This window comes from Dokdonia sp. MED134 (assembly GCF_000152925.2).
Classification (GTDB): domain Bacteria; phylum Bacteroidota; class Bacteroidia; order Flavobacteriales; family Flavobacteriaceae; genus Dokdonia.
In genome coordinates, this window is sequence record NZ_CP009301.1 from 3,056,061 (window position 1) to 3,074,893 (window position 18,833).

Genomic DNA, 18,833 nt, shown 5'->3' on the forward strand with positions numbered 1-18,833 from the left:
TTTACCGAAAATTATAAAATGTCTATAAAGAGTTACGTACCTAATGCCATCACAATGGGCAACCTTTTAAGCGGTTGTGTCGCAGTCGTATTTGCTGTAAATGACAGGCTTGAACTTGCTGCAATATTTGTAGCTCTTGGGATTTTCTTTGATTTTTTTGACGGATTTTTTGCGCGTATTCTTAATGCTTCTAGTGAGGTAGGCCTGCAACTAGACTCACTTGCAGATATGGTGACTAGCGGTGTAGTTCCTGGTGTCGTAATGTATCAACTGCTAGAAGATGCTAGCGGCATTCCTTGGGGAGCGGCACTTGAAGAGCAGCACTTTCACTTAGGGTATATAGGTTTTGCAATAACGATGGCTTCGGCATATAGGTTGGCAAAATTTAATGTAGACGATCGCCAGACTAATTCTTTTATAGGACTTCCTACGCCTGCAAATACCTTATTTATACTAAGCTTGCCGCTTATATTAATGTTTGAGGAGTACGCTTTCGCGAAAGCGTTATTAGAAAACCCATACGTCCTTATAGTACTTACCGCATTAAGTTGTTTTATGCTCAATGCAGAACTTCCTTTATTTGCATTGAAGTTCAAAAACTGGTCTTTTGGCCAAAATAAAGTGCGCTACTTATTCTTACTTGCAAGTGTATTATTACTGGTGTTCTTTCAATTTTTAGGAGTTCCTCTTATTATTATCTTATACATTCTTCTTTCCTTAGTTTTTAGGGAGCAATCATAGGTCTAGCTTATTTCAAGCTATTATCTTTGTGAAAAATTTGAACACAATGGATAATCAAGAAATAAGAAATCTCGAGCCAAAAGCACTCTGGAATAAATTTGCCGATCTTAATGCCGTACCACGACCTTCTAAAAAGGAGGAACGTGTGATTGCGTTTATGAAAGATTTTGGGACTAAGCTTGGTCTAGAAACGATAGAAGATGAAGTAGGGAATGTGATCATAAGAAAACCAGCTACTGCAGGTCACGAAGATAAAAAGATGATTGTGATGCAGTCGCACCTCGATATGGTGCATCAAAAAAATAATGATACTGAGTTTGATTTTGACAATCAGGGTATTGAGATGTATGTAGATGGTGACTGGGTACGTGCAAAAGGCACTACACTAGGAGCAGATAATGGTCTTGGAGTGGCGACTATAATGGCTGTGCTTGAAAGTACTACCATAGAGCACCCTGCTATAGAGGCACTTTTTACAATAGATGAAGAGACTGGGATGACAGGAGCAATGGGTCTTAAGGGAGGAATTCTTAAAGGCGATATCTTACTTAACCTTGATACAGAAGAAGATGATGAGATAGGTGTAGGTTGTGCAGGTGGTGTAGATATCACGGCTACACGTAGCTATACAGAAGAAGGTCTAGATGACGGTCTTGTAGGATATGAAGTGAAAGTGGCTGGTCTTAATGGGGGTCACTCTGGGATGGATATTATAAAAGGACTAGGTAATGCTAATAAGATGATGAACCGTCTCTTACATAATGCTGCAGAAAATTTTGAAATACGTATATCTAGTATAGATGGCGGTAGTTTACGTAACGCGATACCAAGAGAAAGCGTAGCTATCATAGCTGTAGACGAAAATCAGAAAGCTGCTTTTGAAGCAGATTTTACAGATATGGCGGCAGCAATACACGGTGAATATGCTTCACTAGAAAAAGAGCTAGAGCTTTCTATCAAGCAAATAGATCTAGATGATAATGTGATGAGTCTTGAGTCACAAGCACAGTTCCTTAACGCTATCTACGCGGCACATAATGGTGTGTACAGAATGAGTCCAGATATAGCAGACCTGGTAGAAACATCAAATAACATAGCAAGAGTTATCGTAAAAGATGGAAGTATAAAAATAGGATGTCTTACTCGCTCATCTGTAGATAGCTCTAAAGATGATCTTGCAAATACACTTACGGCTACTTTTGAGCTTGCAGGTTTTGATGTAGCACTTTCTGGAGATTATCCAGGGTGGGCGCCTAATATGGATAGTGCCATTTTAAAAGTGCTTGAAGCAAAGTATAAAGAAATAAATAATGAAGCTCCACACGTAGCTGCTTGTCACGCAGGATTAGAGTGTGGTATTTTAGGTCAAAACTATCCTGAGATGGATATGATATCTTTTGGGCCTACTATAAAAGGAGCTCACTCTCCAGATGAGAGAGCAAGTATCTCAAGTGCTCAGAAGTACTGGGATTTTGTTATTGAGATTTTAAAAGATATACCGGCAGCTTAGTAAGTTACTTGTATTTATTCATAAAAAAAGGGAGTCATTATTATGACTCCCTTTTTTTATGCTCGTAAGATTTGCGCTTACTTAACAATTTCTAATAATTCTATTTCAAAAACTAAGTCAGACTTAGGAGGTATAGCTCCTGGGTATCCCTGCTCTCCGTATCCTAAGTGGTAAGGGATGAACAATGTTGCTTTGTCACCTACAGACATCTTCTGGAGTCCTTCTTTAAAACCAGCTATAAGTCTAGCCTCAGGGCTGTATAGTGTTTCTAAAGGATTGTATTGCCCTACAGCTTTACGGCGCTCGTCTAGTTTATTATTTTTCTCTGCAATTTCTGCACTACTAGTGTCAAAAAGTTCTCCCGTTGTAAAATACCCAGCATATTCTACTTTAACTTTTTGACCTGTATTAGGTTGTACACCTCTTCCTTTTTTGTCAAAGAAGATGGCAAGACCACTTGGTAAATTTTCTGCTTTGTCTCTTTTTGCAAAGATTTCGGTTTTCTTACCTGCAAATTGTTTTGCACGTTCTTCGGCTTCTGCCTTTTTTCTCTCTTCAAAAGCAGCTAACTCTTTTGTAAATGTCTCTGCAGCGTTATAATTTTTTACAGCGCTACCTTTACGTATGATGTTTACTTGTTGGATATAAACAGAGTCTTTTGGTTTTCCGGCTCTTGGATCTGTCATAGGTACATCAGCAATAGCGTCTATTACTTTAAGACCATCTACTACCTGCCCCCATACAGTATGACAGCTTACACGTGGGTTCTCACAGTTTTTAAGATCACCATTTGCATCATACCCATCAAGGTGTGGTGTTGCTTTATGAGTGATAAAAAACTGACTACCATTTGTGCCGTAACCAGAGTTTGCCATAGAGAGTGTCCCTACAGAGTCGTGACGACGCTCTGGAGATAACTCGTCAAAGAATTTGTAACCTGGCCCGCCAGAACCTGTTCCTTGTGGGTCACCACCTTGTATCATAAAGTCCTTTATAATTCTATGAAAGGTAAGACCATTGTAAAAAGGCTTCCCAGCATAAGCACTATCTACTAGAGGGTGTGTACCCTCTGCTAGTGCAACAAAATTTGCCACAGTAGCTGGAGCATCTTCATAATAAAGCTCTGCAACGATGGTTCCCTTATCTGTTACAATCTCTGCATACAGACCATCGTTTAGATCTGGATACTTGTCGTTGCAAGAGAAAAGTGATAAAATGACTGCAATTAATAACATACCTGTTTTTTTCATTGTTAATGATTTACTTAATCGTTTGATTGGTTTTTAATTTCTAGCAAAGTAACGGTACTACGCACCGGTGTATTGCTGGGCACTCTGTTTTCAACACCATAATAGCCATAAGCTTTATGGCTAGGAAAAAGAAAAGTTACTGTCTCTCCTTCTTTCATAAGTTTAAGACCTTCTCTTATACCAGAAATGAGGTCTTGATTGCTTTGGTCTATTTGAGTAACCGTATTACCTATCTCTTCTTGAGTTACAAGTACCTTGCCATTTATGGCTGCAATATTGTAATTAAATAATACGAGGTCTCCTACCTGAGGTGTAGGTTTTGATAAGGTGTCTTTTTGTACGTATGTATACCAAAAACCACTAGCCGAACTTTGATAATCATTTATGCTATCAGATTCAATAACTTTTTTTAAAGCTTTCTCTTCTTGAGCAACACGTTCTATATTACGGGTGATAGTTTTTGTCTTAACATAAGACCCAGATTTTTGAGTAACTGGCCTTCTTGCTACAGTTTCTGAACAAGAGATGGTAAGTAGCGCTATACAAAGTATTACAAATATGTATCTCATTGTGTTAACTGTTCTTTATATGAAGGTAATAATGTTTTAAACTGCGTTACGGTTTCTTCAAGAGATTCATCACTTTTACCTCCCGCTGCATTTGTATGTCCTCCACCGTGGTAATGTGCTCTTGCTAGTTCATTTACAGAAAAATCACCTTTAGAACGCAGTGACATTTTAATAATACGGTCTGCTTTATTTTCTATAAATATAACGGCAAATATAATGCCCTCTAGTGAAAGACAATAATTTACAAACCCCTCCGTATCTCCTTTTTGAAATTTATGATCATCCAGTTCCTTTTGTGATATGGTGATGTATGCCGTACGATACTCACGTAAGACTACAAGATTGCTTAGTGCAACGCCTAGTAGTTGTAGTCTAGACTCGCTATTAGTGTCATAAATGTTTTGATGTATCTGGTCATTATTTGCTCCTTTCTTAATAAGAGCAGCAATTACCTCGTGCGTTGTAGCTGTGGTAGACGGAAATCTAAAAGATCCCGTATCTGTCATAATACCTGTATATAGACAGCTAGCCATATCTGCAGTAATCATATCCTCATCGCCTAGTGATTTTATAAAGTGATATACCATCTCACAGGTACTACTCATACTTGTGTCACTATAGGTTACAGCCGCATAAGTGTCTGGCTGCTGGTGATGGTCTATCATTATAAAGGGAGCACTTACTTTATCTAGTTCTGCCTCAAGGTCGCCTGCACGAGAGAAGTGGTTAAAATCTAGCGTAAAAATAAGATTTGCTGTTGTGATAGCTTTTCTCGCATTGCCTGTATTTGAGGTGTAAAATAATACATCACTATCTCCCGGAAGCCATTTTAAAAAATGTGGATACTCATTAGGAGCAACGACTACAGCCTCGTGTCCCTTTTTATTAAGGTATGCTGCAAGGGCAAGTGTGCTTCCCATTGCATCTCCATCTGGGTTTTTGTGGGGTATAATGGCAATTTTTTTTGAGTTAGAAAGTAACTCTTTTGTGATTGTGATTTGCGTAGGATTCATAGATAGCGAAGATACAATTTCTCTTGTGCTTGTTTTCGGCTTGTGATTAATTATTTGAGATTTTAGGTAGTTGTAAACTTAATATTGTGATAACATTAAAAATCGGTATTTTTGCACGCGATTTCAAGAAGGTATTTACGCTTTCGCGAAAACAAATAAGTTATTCTCACAAATGTGAGGGTTTTTGACAACACAAATTGCTTAGGCACATAAACGTACAGCCTTTGCAGAAAATGAAAGATATGACAAATAGAACTTTTACAATGATTAAGCCTGATGGCGTTGAGAATGGACACATCGGAGCAATTTTAGAAAAAATCACTGCTAGTGGTTTCCGTATCGTAGCGATGAAGCTTACTCAAATGACAAAGGCAGATGCTGAGACGTTTTATGCTGTACACAATGAGCGTCCATTCTTTGGAGAGCTTGTAGAGTTTATGACACGCGGACCTATCGTTGCAGCGGTACTTGAAAAAGAAAACGCAGTAGCAGATTTCCGTACTTTAATAGGAGCTACTAACCCTGCAGATGCTGCCGAAGGTACTATACGTGCACTTTATGCAACTTCTATGGGAGAAAATGCAGTACACGGTTCTGATAGTGATGAGAATGCAGCTATAGAAAGCGCTTTTCACTTTGCTGGACGTGAGATGTTTTAATTGCTAGCGCATTTACAAACTACCATATAAGGTGTTTTACACCATACTTTAAAAGCCTCTCTATAACGGAGAGGTTTTTTTATGCCTTGATTTTTTGCGTTAAGGATAGGAGCGGTTACCCCACAGGAGTGCAGCAAGTGGAGGGACGACACTTGTGTAGCGACGAGGAGTATGAGCGTATAGCCTGCCTCGTAGAGGAACGCCCAAAAGTGCCAAAATAACTTCATAACTGTGGTTTATAGAACGATGAAAATGAGATTTACAACGTTTGAAATTGCGTTAATGTATATCTATTAATGTAATAGCAAATAAATTAATTAATTATAGCTATTTTTGCACCGCCAAAAACACGGCATTAATACAACCTATTATGGACATAAGGAATATCGCGATTATCGCCCACGTAGACCACGGTAAAACAACCCTGGTAGACAAAATTATGTATCACTGTGAGCTTTTTAGAGAAAATGAGTCTAAAGGTGAGCTTATATTAGATAACAATGACCTGGAGCGTGAGCGCGGGATTACTATTACTTCAAAAAACGTTTCTGTAACCTACAAGGGTACTAAGATTAATATCATTGATACTCCTGGTCACGCCGATTTTGGTGGAGAGGTAGAGCGTGTTTTGAATATGGCAGATGGTGTGTGTCTACTTGTAGATGCCTTTGAAGGACCTATGCCACAAACACGTTTTGTATTACAGAAGGCAATAGACCTTGGTCTTAAGCCTTGTGTGGTTGTAAATAAAGTAGATAAAGAAAACTGTACTCCAGAGGAGGTACACGAGAAGGTTTTTGACCTTATGTTTGAACTAGGTGCCGAAGAGTGGCAACTAGACTTCCCTACAGTATACGGAAGTGCAAAAAATAACTGGATGTCTGACGACTGGCAGAAGGAAACAGACTCTATCGAGCCATTATTAGAAATGGTGATGGAGCACATACCAGTACCAGAAACTAAAGAAGGAAACACACAGATGCTTATCACATCTCTAGACTTCTCTTCTTTTACAGGTCGTATCGCAATAGGACGTCTTAACCGTGGTGAGCTTAAAGAAGGTATGCAGGTATCTCTTGTAAAGCGCGATGGTACTATTAAGAAAACTCGTATCAAGGAGCTTCATACTTTTGACGGTTTAGGTCGTATTAAAGTAGAGTCTGTACAAGCAGGTGATATCTGTGCGATTGTAGGTCTTGAAGGATTTGAGATAGGTGATACTGTGGCAGATTTTGAAAACCCAGAAGGTCTTGCAACGATTGATATTGATGAGCCTACAATGAGTATGTTATTCTCTATTAACGATTCTCCTTTCTTTGGGAAAGATGGAAAGTTTGTAACATCACGTCACATTAAAGATCGTCTTACTAAAGAACTAGAAAAGAACCTTGCCCTACGTGTACACGATACAGATAGTGCAGATAAGTTCTTAGTATATGGTCGTGGGGTAATGCACCTTTCTGTACTTATCGAGACAATGCGTCGCGAGGGGTATGAATTACAGATAGGACAGCCTCAAGTAATTATTAAAGAAATAGACGGTGTAAAATGTGAGCCGGTAGAAGAGCTTACTATTGACCTTCCAGAAAATGTTTCTGGTCGTGCAGTAGAGTTTGTAACAATGCGTAAAGGTGAGATGCTTTCTATGGAAGCAAAAGGTGAGCGTATGATTATAGAATTCTTAATCCCATCACGTGGTATTATAGGATTACGTAACCAACTTCTTACTGCAACTGCAGGAGAAGCAATTATGGCACACCGCTTTAAAGAATACCAGCCTTTTAAAGGTGATATCCCTGGACGTATTTCTGGATCACTTGTATCTATGGAAAACGGTACAGCTATCCCTTACTCTATAGATAAACTTCAAGATCGTGGTAAGTTTTTCGTATCACCTGGTGAAGATATCTATGAAGGTCAAGTAATAGGTGAAAACTCTCGTCAGGATGATATGAATATCAATATCACAAAAGCAAAGAAGCAGTCTAACGTACGTTCTTCTGGAGCAGATGATAAGGCTAAGATTGTACCTGCAATTAAGTTTTCACTAGAGGAAGCACTAGAATATATTCAGAAAGATGAGTATGTAGAGGTAACTCCTAATCACTTAAGACTACGTAAGATTTTCTTAAAAGAAGTAGACCGTAAGCGTAACAAGATTGCTTAAGGGTTTAGTATTCTTATAAATAATAAACCCCGCTCTATAAGAGTGGGGTTTTTTTTGCGCTTTCGCGAAAGCGATATGTAAATACCTTTATTGTTTTAAACCAAGTATGCTGAAGAAGAAGCTAAAGAGAATGGTCTGTACTCCAAGCAACATAATGGTCACGGCCGGTACAACCACCCGCAAAGTGCCATAGCCTGTAATATCTCCAAAATTGACAGACTTCCAGTTGAGGTATGCATATATAGTTGCGCCTAGAGCAACCAGTATGAGTATAAAACCTACTATGAGTCCTTTCTCAAGCGTAAGTATATCAAATAAGGAATCATATTTTTTAGATTTAGGTAAGAGTTCATTTTCTACCGTATAAATCTTTGTGAGTCCATAAAAAAGCAATAGTTGAAAACCTATGAGAAAAGCTGCACAACTATATAACAAAGTATGCACGCCTAGAGTGATGCCTCCTAGATCTAAAGGCCCAATGATTAAAAGTGTGCTTAACACAGAGCCTACTATCATTAAAGAAACTCCAGGGATCATAAACAACCAGCTAGGGCTGTACAGTAATAAGAACCGTAAGTGCCTCCAGCCATCACTCCAGGTGTTAAGATGAGGCGGTCTCGTTCTACCATCTGGAGAGAGTATTGTAGGTACTTCTGCGATGGCCATATTTTTAAGGCTTGCTTTTACAATCATCTCTGAGGCAAATTCCATTCCAGTAGTCTGTAAATCCATAGCGATAAAGGCTTCTTTGCTAAAACCTCTCAGCCCACAATGAAAATCACCTATATTAGATTTAAAAAATAACCTGCCTAAAAAAGAGAGCACGGGATTACCTAGGTACTTATGTAAAAAGGGCATAGCTCCTTTTTTAATTCCTCCCTTGAACCTGTTACCCATTACAAGGTCATAACCTTCTCTTAGTTTTATTAAGTAAGGCATAAGAGTAGTAAAATCATAACTATCATCTGCATCACCCATTATTACATAAGTTCCTTTTGCTGCTTTTATTCCACCCTTAAGTGCGCTTCCATAGCCTCTTGCGGGTACATCTATGACCTTTGCACCATTTGCTATCGCAATAGCTTGTGATCCGTCTGTACTTCCATTATCACCTATGATTACTTCGCCTTGTATGTCATTAATTTGTAGAAAATCATTTGCTTTTTTTATACAAGTCTCAAGTGTTTCTGCCTCATTGAGACAAGGCATTACGATACTAAGTTCTATACTCATTTACATTAGGTTTTGGGTTAAAAAGAAGCAAGCACATAAGTGTCGCTAGCACATAATTATAAAACAGGTAACGTTGTATGGAGTGGCAAGCCAGCCCCACAATGAGTGCGTTAGAAAATAGTAAAAGTCCTGAGAGCACGATAAACGTATGCTTTTTGTTTGGATTTTTTATAAACTTGATAAAGCCATATATAGAAACTATTAGTAAGAATATGAGGATATATATAGATGTAAACCCGTGTTTTACTCCTTCCCAGTATATAGCTAGATAAGTCTTCCAGTTATTTGTAATGAGAGTGTATGTTAAGGTCTTTGCTGTTTGTTCAGCTGGGATGGAGCTATAGTGCGGAGTGTTATCTATATGTTCAAAATAATCTCGAGCCTTTTTATGAAAGTTCTGATTACATATAATAGGGAAGTTATTGTGAAAAACCATATAACTTTCTTCGAGTGTACCAGTAGCTTGCTGGTGGGTGAGTCCCAAGCTGTCAATAGTATTATATGATGCAGTAAACAAGTGTTTTGCGTGCTTATCTGGTATAGATATGCTGTCTGATGCCTTTGCAACATATAAAGGCAAAGTAGAAATATTTACATAGCTGTAAGGAGTGGTCACAAAAAAGCCGTGCACAGCTTTATGATAGGAGGCATCAATTATTTTTGAAGCAATAGGCGAGAGAGCTAGTAATAAGAAATGAAGTGCGACAACCGTCTTTTTAAATTTTTTGTTTCTAGCATATAGTGCATATACTACTGCAAAGATGGGGCCTACAATAATAAATTGTCCTCTAGTAAAACAAAGTGCGAGAAATATCACTAAGGTGAGCAAGAGATGAGACCTTTTATTACTAACTATAAATTGTATAAAGTAATTAATCATCCATAAATAGAGTGGGTACGCCAGTCCTTCTGATGTTAAGTTATGAGCTGTAAGTAATGGGGGGAAGTAGGGTAGTAATAGTGGTATGAGCAATAGGTAATTACTATGCCAAGACCATTTTATTAGCCTTTGTAATGTTTTAAAAATTGTACCTATAGCGAGTCCTCCTAATATTACTTGGGCTATAACAATAAATTCTTTGTAATGATTTGTACTTATAAACTCCCAGCCTCGTAACCATAAGGTATACATAGGGAATCGTTTCATATCAACTCTATAATAACTCGCCGAGTCAAAAGACCATATAGCATTACTCATCATATAAGCTATAATTAAAGCCAAAATGATTAAGAGGTTAGGTAAATACTTTTTGACAGATTGTGTCATAGTTACTCAGACAGGCAATGGTTACTATAATTAAACGTTCATAATAATATACTTGCAATATACATTAGAATTAAAAATAGTTTTACTTTTATTGCAATATCCTAAAACTCGCAACCAAACCATCTATACTGTAAAAAAATATCAACCCGCAGATGCCCAGCGCTGGAACAAATTTGTAGCACAGGCAAAAAATGCGACCTTTCTACACGACCGGTCCTTTATGGAGTATCACAACGATAGGTTTACAGATTACTCGCTGCTGGTTTATAAAGGTGAAAAACTTGTAGCACTCCTCCCAGCAAATGCAGACGGGAATGATCTATACAGTCATCAGGGATTAACGTATGGTGGTATTTTGCTTTCGCGAAAGCAAAAACTACAAGATGTCATAGCAATTACTCAAGAAATATTAAAGTATGCGCAGCAGCAAGGCTTCACATCTTTATATCTAAAACAGCTTCCCACGTTTTATGCGGTGATGCCTAGTGATGAGTTTGAGTATATCGCACAACTGCTTAGTGCCCGCTCTTACCGGGTAGATACTGCTTCTGTAATAGATTATAGGAACAAATTATCCATACAATCAAATCGTATGGAAGGAGTAAAAAAGGCAGAAAGAGCAGGTCTGGTTATAAAAGAGGAAGTAAGTTTTGACAACTTTTGGAACGAAATACTCGTACCTAACCTAAAGCAAAAACATCAATCACAACCCACACATACCCTAGAGGAAATAAAAAAGCTGCAAGCTTCTTTTCCAGAAAACATAAGACAGTTTAATGTCTACCATAATAATACGATAGTAGGAGGAGCAACTATATTTGAGACTAAAACCACGGCACACGTTCAATATATTTCGGCGGGAGAGAATAAGCAGGAGTTGGGAACGCTAGACTTCTTATTTTATGAACTGATAGAGGAAACCTTTGCACATAAAGACTATTTTGATTTTGGTATTTCAAACGAAGAGGGCGGCACAAAACTCAATAGAGGCTTATCTTACTGGAAAGAATGTTTTGGAGCACGTACCCACGTTCATAAATTCTATAAAGTTGCCGCGCAGAATCATTCACTACTTAAAGATGTCTTGATATGATTCCATTTTTAGACTTAAAAACGATAAACGCATCTTATGAAAAGGAGCTTAAGAGTAAGTTCGATTCTTTTTTAGAGAAGGGATGGTACATTCTGGGCAACGAGGTGACTGCTTTTCAAAAAGAGTATGCGGCTTACTGTGGCACTCAATTTTGTATAGGTACAGCAAATGGCCTTGACGCCTTGAGACTCATTCTAGAAGGTTATAAAATACTAGGTAAACTACAAGAGGGTGATGAGGTGCTCGTTGCGAGTAACACCTATATCGCAACCATCATAGGTGTCAAACAAGCAGGATTAATACCTGTACTTGTTGAGGCAAATCTTGATACATTCAACTTTGATTATAATGATTTAGAACAGAAAATCACTTCAAAGACAAGAGTGATTATGCCTACACATTTGTATGGCAGACTTACAGATATGGATAGGGTTAACGCTTTCGCGAAAGCGTACAACCTACTCACCGTTACAGATTGTGCACAATCACACGGGGCAATTACAACTTCTGGTAAGCGCAGTGGCTCTCTGGCAGATGCGAGCGGTCATAGTTTTTACCCTACAAAAAATCTAGGCGCTCTAGGTGATGCAGGAGCAATCACCACAAATGACAAAGCGCTAGCCGAAGTTGTAGAAAAATATAGAAACTACGGTTTTAAAGAGCGTTATGTCGCACAATATACTGGAGTAAATAGCCGCCTCGACGAACTGCAGGCTGCTTTTTTGAGAATAAAACTTAGAAATCTAGACACGCAGAACAATAAACGCTTTGCTATTGCAAAGCAATATCTTGAAGGGATAGATAATGAACTTATTATTTTGCCACAATGGTCTGAGGGTAAGGATCACGTCTGGCATCTATTTGTAGTGCGCTGTGTGCAGAGGGATGCATTACAAGAACATCTTAAGGAAAATGGTATCGCAACGATTATACATTATCCAGTGCCGCCACATAAGCAAGAGGCTTTACAAGAGCTTGCATCTATGTCCTTACCGGTTTGCGAGCAGTTGCATAGTGAGGTGCTGAGTTTGCCTATTAGTCCATCACTTACTAAAACAGAGATTACCCAGATTATAAAAGCCATAAACGACTTTAAATGCTAGGTAAACTACGTAGCGGCATTGCAAATAATCTTTTACTTAAGATTACTTCTTTTAATGCAATAAGTGTGGGCTTACAAATACTGGGAGGTCTTATCACGTCAAAGCTTATCGCTATTTATCTAGGAGAACGCGGTATGGCATTGCTGGGTTATTTGCGCAATTTTATGACCACTACGCAAGCAGCTGGTAATCTAGGTTTGTCTAACGGTATAGTAAAGTATGTTGCCACAGGTGAAGAGGAGCGTCATCCATTATCAAAGTTACTGTCTACTGCTGTCATCGTGAGTTTTATCGCTACCATAATTGTCTCGGTGATTTTATATGTAGGTGCTGCTTATTTTAATACTCAGATTTTTGGCGATGAGGCACAGTACACATACGTGTTTAAATGGCTAGCAATAGCGCTACCGTTTATAACGCTTAACGGAATTTTGCTAGCTGTTATTAATGGACAGTCGGCTTATAAGAAGGTGGTGAAGATTCAAATCTTTTCTAACCTGACGGGTCTTGCCATAACCATCTTAAGCATCATATACTATGGTGTACAAGGAGCACTATTTGCGCTTGTTGTCAGTCCGGCGGTGATTCTTGTGATTACCCTAGTTGCTTTAGGAAAAGAAGGTAGCGTATTGAAAAATATTTCATTCTCAAAATTTGACACAGGCGCTTTGCGCAAGTTAGGGTCTTACACGCTTATGGCCTTATTCTCTATGATTGTGTTACCGCTTGTATATATCGCGATACGCAGAGAGATAGGGGAGGGAGCTGGTTACTGGGACGCTATGACGCGCGTGTCAGACTACTATTTTAAGTTTGTAGCGACATTAATGACCTTATATATTTTGCCGCAATTATCAAAAGCCAACACAAGCAGTGCTTTTAGAAAAGAGATTTTTGGGTTTTATAAAACCATCTTACCCCTGTTTGGGCTCGGGTTGTTGCTTATTTATTTTTTGCGTTCATTTATTGTTCAGTTATTATTTACTGAAGATTTTACGCTTATGACCTCTTTGTTTAAATGGCAGTTGCTAGGAGATTTTTTTAAGGTTGCCTCACTAGTGATAGGCTACCAAATTATTGCCAAAAACAATCTCAAATTATTTCTCATTACAGAGGTAATCTCCCTTGTTATCATCTATACTTCTGGAATATACTTTGTGCAAAATTTTGGCGCAGAGGGTGCTACAATGGGACATTGTTTAAGTTATTTTATGCATTTATTGGTATTACTGTTTATCTTTCGGGAACCGCTTTTTACAAAAACGAATGAGTAGCCTAGGTAACATATTACAATCATTTAGAATCTGGAAGTACAAGTTGCTCTCACAGACTACCTATGTAGACGGCAAACCTATGCTTTATCAACCCGCACAACTTAATGGGAGGGGTGTGATACGCTTTCGCGAAAGCGTACAAATAGGTGTTATTAATTCTCCGTCATTTTATAATACCTATGCTTATATCGAGGCAAGAAAGGAGGGAAGTGAGATTGTTTTTGGGAACAACGTTGCTATAAATAATAATTTTTGCGCCATAGCAAACGAGGGAACGATTGTGATAGGAGATGATACAGCAATAGGGCTTAATTGCTCCATTTATAATTGTAATTTTCACAGTCTTGACCCCACCAGACGCCGAAGCGATACGGGACCAAGTGCCGCAGTAACGATAGGTAAAAATGTTTTTATAGGCAATAATGTGAGCATCTGGAAAGGCGTTTCAATAGGTGATAATGCCGTGATTGCTGCTGGAAGTGTTGTGACATCTTCGGTAGCTGCGGGAGTTACATTCTCTTAGTTAGGTAGCTTGCCAGGTCTTAAGATATTGCTGGGCGACTTTTGTGTAGTGGTGATGGGTTTTTATAAAGTGATGTGCGTTCTCACTTATCTCTTCAAGAAGCGCAGGTGACGCTATGAGCTTTTCTAGATTTGCCACAATTTCATTTACATCTGGTGTCGCATCTATTGCCACCGTTTTATCTAATTGATATTGTGCTTTAAAATGCGTGCCAGCACCAGTAAAGACCACCTTACCTTTTGCCATAGACTCCAGCGCATTGTAACCTTGATCGTGAGCATAAACTTGATCTAGCACAATATGTGCTTTATTATAAGCGGTAATATATTCATCATACGGTAGATTTTCTGTGGTGATGATGTTTACCTTCTCGTTGTATTTCTTGCTTATAATAGCAAGCGCTTGCTCAAAAAGGTCATTTCCTTTTTTGTAATAGTTATTTCTATTAATCCCGTGAAATATGGTAATGGGAGACTTAAATGCAATCTCCTGCTTAGCTATCTTATCTACGTTAATAGGGTTTGGGATGAGCCCTTTGTATAAACGATGACTTTTAAGAGGAAAATGATAATCAAGATCTGTCGCAATCACACCATCTACAAGCTTATATAGTGCCGTGTGTAATTTTTTATAAGCCGGTTCTAGGTACTTAAGCGCCGGGGCAAAAGATGTTTTTGTGAGTTTACCTTCCTTATAAGGTGTGGCAATTGTGTATGGCAGCTCGTTTGTAAAAGCGTGGGTAACACTTATGTGATCTGTGCCGCAAGAGAGGAGAAAGAGTTTTTTATTATGCGCTTTGAGATACTGAGCTATCTCAAGTTCTAATGATGGTGTGGTGTTAAAACTAGACTCGTTAATAAGTTGCACCACGTCATAACCAGAAAGTTGAGGTTTTAATTTTGTAAAGTGGTTACGCAGTGATTTTTCTGAAATATCAATGCCGGTTAATTTAAGAATGCTCAGTTTTAGCTTCTTTTTCCAGCCAGAAGTATAACCTCTTTCTAGTGTAATGTCTACGGGAAATTTTTTAAAACCATCGCCAGAACCCACAAGGGTAACCTCGTGACCTAATGCGGTGAGACCTTCTTTGAGAGAATTATGAAGTCGGCTGTATTCGCCTACGAGTAAGATGCGCATTGATTATATTTGGTAAACAAAAACTCCTTCTGTTGCCGAAAGATACTCATAAAAAAATTGCACTTGTTACCATCTCCTTATCTGGTGGTGGAGCAGAGCGGTCTACGGCATTTTTATCACAGGTACTCACAGGTCTTGGGCATACGGTACATATCATCTGTATAAGAGATGGAGTTTCTTATCCCTATGAAGGAACATTATTTAATCTAGGAGCAGATAAGCGTGAGGAGGACGGCCTAGTAACAAAGTATAAGCACCTCAAAAGATTAAAGAATTACTTACATAATGAGCAGTTTGATCTTGTTATAGATAGCAGGTCTCGATCTTCTACCTTAAAAGAATGGGTATATACAAAGTATATTTATAAAGCCCAAAGGGTACTTTATATGGTGCGAAGTGCTCGATTAGAAACATATTTTCCAGCACCAGATATACTCGCACAATGGTTTTATGGTAAGAGTCATTTTGTAGGGGTTTCAAAAAGTATTGCTGCAAAAATTAAAGCGAGATACGGCTTTAAACATATTCACCAGGTGTATAACCCTATCCCAAAAATGACTTTTAGCGAGAGCAATGTAAGCCTTCCAGAGACGTATCTTTTAGGGTATGGACGACTGGTAGATGATGTGAAGAACTTTAGTTTGATGATTTCCGCTTTCGCGAAAGCGAACTTAAAACTACCTCTAGTGATTATGGGAGATGGTCCAGATGCCAAAAAGCTAGCAATACTCTCAAAATCTCTGGGAATGAATGATAAAGTCATCTTTATAGGGTATCAATCTAATCCCGCACCTGTAGTGGAACGAGCTTTGTGCACCTTACTCACTAGTCACTACGAAGGCTTCCCAATGGTACTCGTAGAGTCACTAGCACTAGGCACTCCAGTTATAAGTGTAGATTGTGACTCAGGACCAAGAGAGATTGTGCAAAACGGTATAAACGGTATGCTAGTCGCAAATTATGATGAGGTGGCTTTAAGTACCGCCATTCGTACATTTGTGCTAGATGGCGAGCTTGCCAGTAGATGTCAAAAAAATGCGCAAAAAAGTGTAAAACATCTAGCCGCAGAACACATTTCTCAAGACTGGAAAAAATTAATAGATAGCTTATGAAAAACCTTATAGAAATACCAAGAATTACAGATCCTAGAGGCAATCTAGCTGTGATAGAAAAAGAGGTATTACCTTATGCTATAAAGCGTGTGTATTATCTTCACGATGTGCCTAGTGGCGCATATAGAGGGGGTCACGCTCATAAGGAGTGTAAGGAGTTGCTCATTGCTGTAAGTGGGAGTTTTGAAGTAGTGCTTGATAATGGAAAAGAAAAGGAGCGTGTAATACTTAATAAGCCTAATCAAGGCTTGCTTATAGATGTAAATATCTGGCGAGAGTTAGAAAACTTTTCTTCTGGAGCAGTATGTCTCGTGCTGGCATCTCACGAGTATGATGAAGATGACTATATACGTAACTATGAGAATTACAAATCCCTAAAAAGCTGAGAGTTTGAGTCCAGCCCTTTCAAGCAAGCTTTGACTCTTAAAAGCAACACGTAAGGCGTAGGTGGGTAGACTTAATAAAAACCGTTGTTTATTATTAAGGTTATTTATATCAAGATGCTCTAGATAGGTATTTACTTCTTTCTCTTGACCCCAAAGTCGCGCTCTTATGATGAGCGAGTACCTATTGAGATCTATGAATCTTTTGAGTCCTTTGTTTGTTTTTTCTTTTTCTAAGTATGCTAGATAGTCTGGTCTATCTTTTACAGAGCGAGTCCCTTTATAAAGGCTTTGTGGCGCATAGCGATAGGTTGCACACGCTTTCGTGCTAAAGGCTATTCTGTATTGTAAACCTATGCGTATCCACAAGTCGGTATCTTGACCGCTTTTTATCTTTTCATTAAAATAGCTTACATCCTCACATACAGAACGGTGAAAAACTGTTGAGCTGCTTGTAAGAAGTGTGTTTTTATAACTGCTTGTAAAGTAATCAAGATCTAGAAAAGGTTGGTTATCTGGGTTGTCAAAGCTATAACTGTTAGGTCTTGTTGAGTTTTTATATTCCTTAAGCACGGCTGTTGCAAATACGTAGTGCTCGGGATATACATTGATAAGAGCTGTGATTTCTGCTAGGTAGGAGGGAACCCATAAATCATCACCATCTAGCAGTGCGATAAACGATCCTCTGGCAGATTTTATACCTATGTTGCGTGCAGCGCCTGCTCCTACATTTTCTGCAAGCGGGAGATATGTAATTTTTTCTGAGGCTATGGATTTTATAACAGCATCACTACCATCTTTAGAGCCATCGTTTACTACTATAATCTCAAAGTCTTGAATGCTTTGCTTTAGTACACTCTCTATGGTCTCCTTTACAAAAGAGGCTTTGTTATATACCGTAATGACCACAGAGAATTTAGGCATTTTTGCGACTTTTTATGTAGTAATTGAGCCTGAATAAGTCAAACAGGAATAACGAAGGTCTATTACTCACGATGTTGTTTTGTATGCCTAATTTAAAGAGACTAAAAATTGTAGGATATACAAAGTCTAGACGGAGTTTTTTTAATTTTTGATACGCTTGTTGTAGTGATGTGAAGTCTCTGCTTACACTCCCGCTACGCTCATAATGTATGAGTGTGTCAATAGCCTGTAGTGACTTGTCTAGAAATAACAAATTATCTTCAAGACCTGTATGTACAATAGGATTATCTATGTGTAATACGTTGATTTTTTGATGATAAATCTGGTAAGAGAATATATTATCAAGTCCGTAGCGCCTGCTCTCTACAATGTTTAGACTAAAGAACACTTCTTTTTTTATAAGTATATTTTGAGATATAATATACGACGGGTTTTCCATTCGTATTTCGGCATTTTTTGCCTCTCGTTTTATACCGTATTTCCAGCGTAGCTCTTTATTTTTTGGTGGTATGTCTACGTATGAAGTACCACCTACTATGATAGAGTCACCGCTTTGTAATGCTGCTAGGTAGTTTTTGATAAATTGATCGTTATCAATAAGAACATCTGCATCAAGAAAGAGAAGCCAGTCATACTGCGCACTTTTGGCAAGCTTTGACCGCGTGGCTGTTCTTCCTAGGTTGGTTTTATTTATAAGTGCTTGAACGTAGGGTTGTGCGGTGAGTGCACTATTTTGTTCTTGGTATGAAGTTGAGGCATCCTCACAAAAAATAAGTTCATAGACTACTCCTGCCTCTCGTGTCTGATCAAGAAGTGATGTGACGAGTGCAGTAATGTCTGTATTATATGTCGGGATAAGAATGGAAAGCATACTT

18 protein-coding genes are annotated in these 18,833 nt (G+C 38.5%); 10 read left to right on the forward strand and 8 right to left on the reverse strand.

Features of this window, described 5'->3' with window-relative positions; translation table 11 throughout:
* Positions 1-18: 18 nt before the first annotated feature.
* Both MED134_RS13555 and MED134_RS13560 read left to right on the forward strand, forming a co-directional pair.
* On the forward strand, positions 19-741 hold the full coding sequence (locus MED134_RS13555) for a CDP-alcohol phosphatidyltransferase family protein (RefSeq protein ID WP_038600170.1): 723 nt from the start codon (positions 19-21) through the stop codon (positions 739-741).
* A gap of 46 nt (positions 742-787) precedes the next feature.
* Positions 788-2,251: an aminoacyl-histidine dipeptidase gene (locus MED134_RS13560; protein ID WP_038600173.1), complete on the forward strand. Its 1,464-nt coding sequence runs from the start codon at positions 788-790 to the stop codon at positions 2,249-2,251.
* 77 nt (positions 2,252-2,328) lie between these two features.
* Here MED134_RS13560 and MED134_RS13565 read toward each other — a convergent pair whose 3' ends face one another.
* From MED134_RS13565 to MED134_RS13575, 3 genes are read right to left on the reverse strand one after another with little or no spacing between them, the layout of a single operon-like run.
* Positions 2,329-3,501 carry a peptidylprolyl isomerase gene (locus tag MED134_RS13565; RefSeq protein ID WP_038600176.1) on the reverse strand — a complete coding sequence of 391 codons (1,173 nt, stop codon included), beginning with the start codon at positions 3,499-3,501 and terminating at the stop codon, positions 2,329-2,331.
* 14 nt (positions 3,502-3,515) lie between these two features.
* Positions 3,516-4,070, reverse strand: a complete 555-nt coding sequence (gene gldI / locus MED134_RS13570) for a gliding motility-associated peptidyl-prolyl isomerase GldI (RefSeq protein ID WP_038600179.1) — start codon at positions 4,068-4,070, stop codon at positions 3,516-3,518.
* Positions 4,067-5,083, reverse strand: coding sequence for a DHH family phosphoesterase (locus tag MED134_RS13575; RefSeq protein WP_038600182.1), 1,017 nt, complete (start codon positions 5,081-5,083; stop codon positions 4,067-4,069). The genes gldI and MED134_RS13575 overlap by 4 nt, the downstream gene beginning before the upstream one ends.
* Before the next feature lie 242 nt (positions 5,084-5,325).
* Between MED134_RS13575 and MED134_RS13580 the strand changes: the two genes are divergently transcribed.
* Entirely contained in the window at positions 5,326-5,742 is a 417-nt protein-coding gene (locus MED134_RS13580) for a nucleoside-diphosphate kinase (protein WP_035329086.1), read from the forward strand.
* Positions 5,743-6,112: 370 nt separating this feature from the next.
* A complete protein-coding gene (typA, locus tag MED134_RS13590) occupies positions 6,113-7,909 on the forward strand; it encodes a translational GTPase TypA (protein WP_038600188.1) in 1,797 nt (598 codons plus the stop codon).
* 87 nt (positions 7,910-7,996) lie between these two features.
* On the opposite strand, the gene MED134_RS13595 is transcribed toward typA, so the two are convergent.
* Both MED134_RS13595 and MED134_RS13600 read right to left on the reverse strand, forming a co-directional pair.
* Positions 7,997-9,142 (reverse strand): glycosyltransferase family 2 protein, encoded by a 1,146-nt coding sequence (locus MED134_RS13595; protein WP_038600191.1) that lies wholly within the window; start codon positions 9,140-9,142, stop codon positions 7,997-7,999.
* Positions 9,126-10,409 carry a hypothetical protein gene (locus tag MED134_RS13600; protein WP_038600194.1) on the reverse strand — a complete coding sequence of 428 codons (1,284 nt, stop codon included), beginning with the start codon at positions 10,407-10,409 and terminating at the stop codon, positions 9,126-9,128. The genes MED134_RS13595 and MED134_RS13600 overlap by 17 nt, the downstream gene beginning before the upstream one ends.
* A 91-nt stretch (positions 10,410-10,500) precedes the next feature.
* Here MED134_RS13600 and MED134_RS13605 point away from each other — a divergent pair, with 91 nt between their 5' ends.
* Genes MED134_RS13605 through MED134_RS15440 form a run of 4 tightly spaced genes read left to right on the forward strand, consistent with a single transcriptional unit; the run spans position 10,501 to position 14,402 of the window.
* Positions 10,501-11,502, forward strand: coding sequence for a GNAT family N-acetyltransferase (locus MED134_RS13605; protein ID WP_237747129.1), 1,002 nt, complete (start codon positions 10,501-10,503; stop codon positions 11,500-11,502).
* Positions 11,499-12,605: a DegT/DnrJ/EryC1/StrS family aminotransferase gene (locus tag MED134_RS13610; RefSeq protein WP_038600197.1), complete on the forward strand. Its 1,107-nt coding sequence runs from the start codon at positions 11,499-11,501 to the stop codon at positions 12,603-12,605. The genes MED134_RS13605 and MED134_RS13610 overlap by 4 nt, the downstream gene beginning before the upstream one ends.
* A complete protein-coding gene (locus MED134_RS13615; protein ID WP_038600201.1) occupies positions 12,599-13,879 on the forward strand; it encodes an O-antigen translocase in 1,281 nt (426 codons plus the stop codon). Before MED134_RS13610 ends, MED134_RS13615 begins: the two co-directional genes overlap by 7 nt.
* On the forward strand, positions 13,872-14,402 hold the full coding sequence (locus MED134_RS15440) for a DapH/DapD/GlmU-related protein (RefSeq protein ID WP_038600204.1): 531 nt from the start codon (positions 13,872-13,874) through the stop codon (positions 14,400-14,402). The genes MED134_RS13615 and MED134_RS15440 overlap by 8 nt, the downstream gene beginning before the upstream one ends.
* On the opposite strand, the gene MED134_RS13625 is transcribed toward MED134_RS15440, so the two are convergent.
* Entirely contained in the window at positions 14,403-15,539 is a 1,137-nt protein-coding gene (locus MED134_RS13625; protein WP_038600207.1) for a glycosyltransferase, read from the reverse strand. It abuts the gene before it with no gap.
* 32 nt (positions 15,540-15,571) lie between these two features.
* Here MED134_RS13625 and MED134_RS13630 point away from each other — a divergent pair, with 32 nt between their 5' ends.
* Both MED134_RS13630 and MED134_RS13635 read left to right on the forward strand, forming a co-directional pair.
* Positions 15,572-16,651, forward strand: a complete 1,080-nt coding sequence (locus MED134_RS13630) for a glycosyltransferase (protein ID WP_038601306.1) — start codon at positions 15,572-15,574, stop codon at positions 16,649-16,651.
* Positions 16,648-17,037, forward strand: a complete 390-nt coding sequence (locus tag MED134_RS13635) for a sugar 3,4-ketoisomerase (protein ID WP_038600211.1) — start codon at positions 16,648-16,650, stop codon at positions 17,035-17,037. Before MED134_RS13630 ends, MED134_RS13635 begins: the two co-directional genes overlap by 4 nt.
* On the opposite strand, the gene MED134_RS13640 is transcribed toward MED134_RS13635, so the two are convergent.
* Both MED134_RS13640 and MED134_RS13645 read right to left on the reverse strand, forming a co-directional pair.
* Complete coding sequence (locus MED134_RS13640) at positions 17,026-17,958, reverse strand: glycosyltransferase family 2 protein (protein WP_038600214.1); 933 nt, start codon at positions 17,956-17,958, stop codon at positions 17,026-17,028. The two genes, MED134_RS13635 and MED134_RS13640, sit on opposite strands and share 12 nt — an antisense overlap.
* Complete coding sequence (locus MED134_RS13645) at positions 17,951-18,829, reverse strand: glycosyltransferase family 2 protein (protein ID WP_038600232.1); 879 nt, start codon at positions 18,827-18,829, stop codon at positions 17,951-17,953. The genes MED134_RS13640 and MED134_RS13645 overlap by 8 nt, the downstream gene beginning before the upstream one ends.
* Positions 18,830-18,833 lie beyond the last annotated feature (4 nt).

Excerpts from the sequence above, each read along its gene's own strand:
- MED134_RS13595 (WP_038600191.1), bottom strand. The coding sequence starts at position 9,142 with ATGAGTATAGAACTTAGTATCGTAATGCCTTGTCTCAATGAGGCAGAA.
- MED134_RS13565 (WP_038600176.1), bottom strand. The coding sequence starts at position 3,501 with ATGAAAAAAACAGGTATGTTATTAATTGCAGTCATTTTATCACTTTTC.
- MED134_RS13600 (WP_038600194.1), bottom strand. The coding sequence starts at position 10,409 with ATGACACAATCTGTCAAAAAGTATTTACCTAACCTCTTAATCATTTTG.
- MED134_RS13625 (WP_038600207.1), bottom strand. The coding sequence starts at position 15,539 with ATGCGCATCTTACTCGTAGGCGAATACAGCCGACTTCATAATTCTCTC.
- MED134_RS13560 (WP_038600173.1), top strand. The coding sequence starts at position 788 with ATGGATAATCAAGAAATAAGAAATCTCGAGCCAAAAGCACTCTGGAAT.
- MED134_RS13580 (WP_035329086.1), top strand. The coding sequence starts at position 5,326 with ATGACAAATAGAACTTTTACAATGATTAAGCCTGATGGCGTTGAGAAT.
- MED134_RS15440 (WP_038600204.1), top strand. The coding sequence starts at position 13,872 with ATGAGTAGCCTAGGTAACATATTACAATCATTTAGAATCTGGAAGTAC.
- MED134_RS13610 (WP_038600197.1), top strand. The coding sequence starts at position 11,499 with ATGATTCCATTTTTAGACTTAAAAACGATAAACGCATCTTATGAAAAG.
- MED134_RS13640 (WP_038600214.1), bottom strand. The coding sequence starts at position 17,958 with ATGCCTAAATTCTCTGTGGTCATTACGGTATATAACAAAGCCTCTTTT.
- MED134_RS13635 (WP_038600211.1), top strand. The coding sequence starts at position 16,648 with ATGAAAAACCTTATAGAAATACCAAGAATTACAGATCCTAGAGGCAAT.
- MED134_RS13555 (WP_038600170.1), top strand. The coding sequence starts at position 19 with ATGTCTATAAAGAGTTACGTACCTAATGCCATCACAATGGGCAACCTT.
- typA (WP_038600188.1), top strand. The coding sequence starts at position 6,113 with ATGGACATAAGGAATATCGCGATTATCGCCCACGTAGACCACGGTAAA.
- MED134_RS13645 (WP_038600232.1), bottom strand. The coding sequence starts at position 18,829 with ATGCTTTCCATTCTTATCCCGACATATAATACAGACATTACTGCACTC.
- MED134_RS13575 (WP_038600182.1), bottom strand. The coding sequence starts at position 5,083 with ATGAATCCTACGCAAATCACAATCACAAAAGAGTTACTTTCTAACTCA.
- MED134_RS13615 (WP_038600201.1), top strand. The coding sequence starts at position 12,599 with ATGCTAGGTAAACTACGTAGCGGCATTGCAAATAATCTTTTACTTAAG.
- gldI (WP_038600179.1), bottom strand. The coding sequence starts at position 4,070 with ATGAGATACATATTTGTAATACTTTGTATAGCGCTACTTACCATCTCT.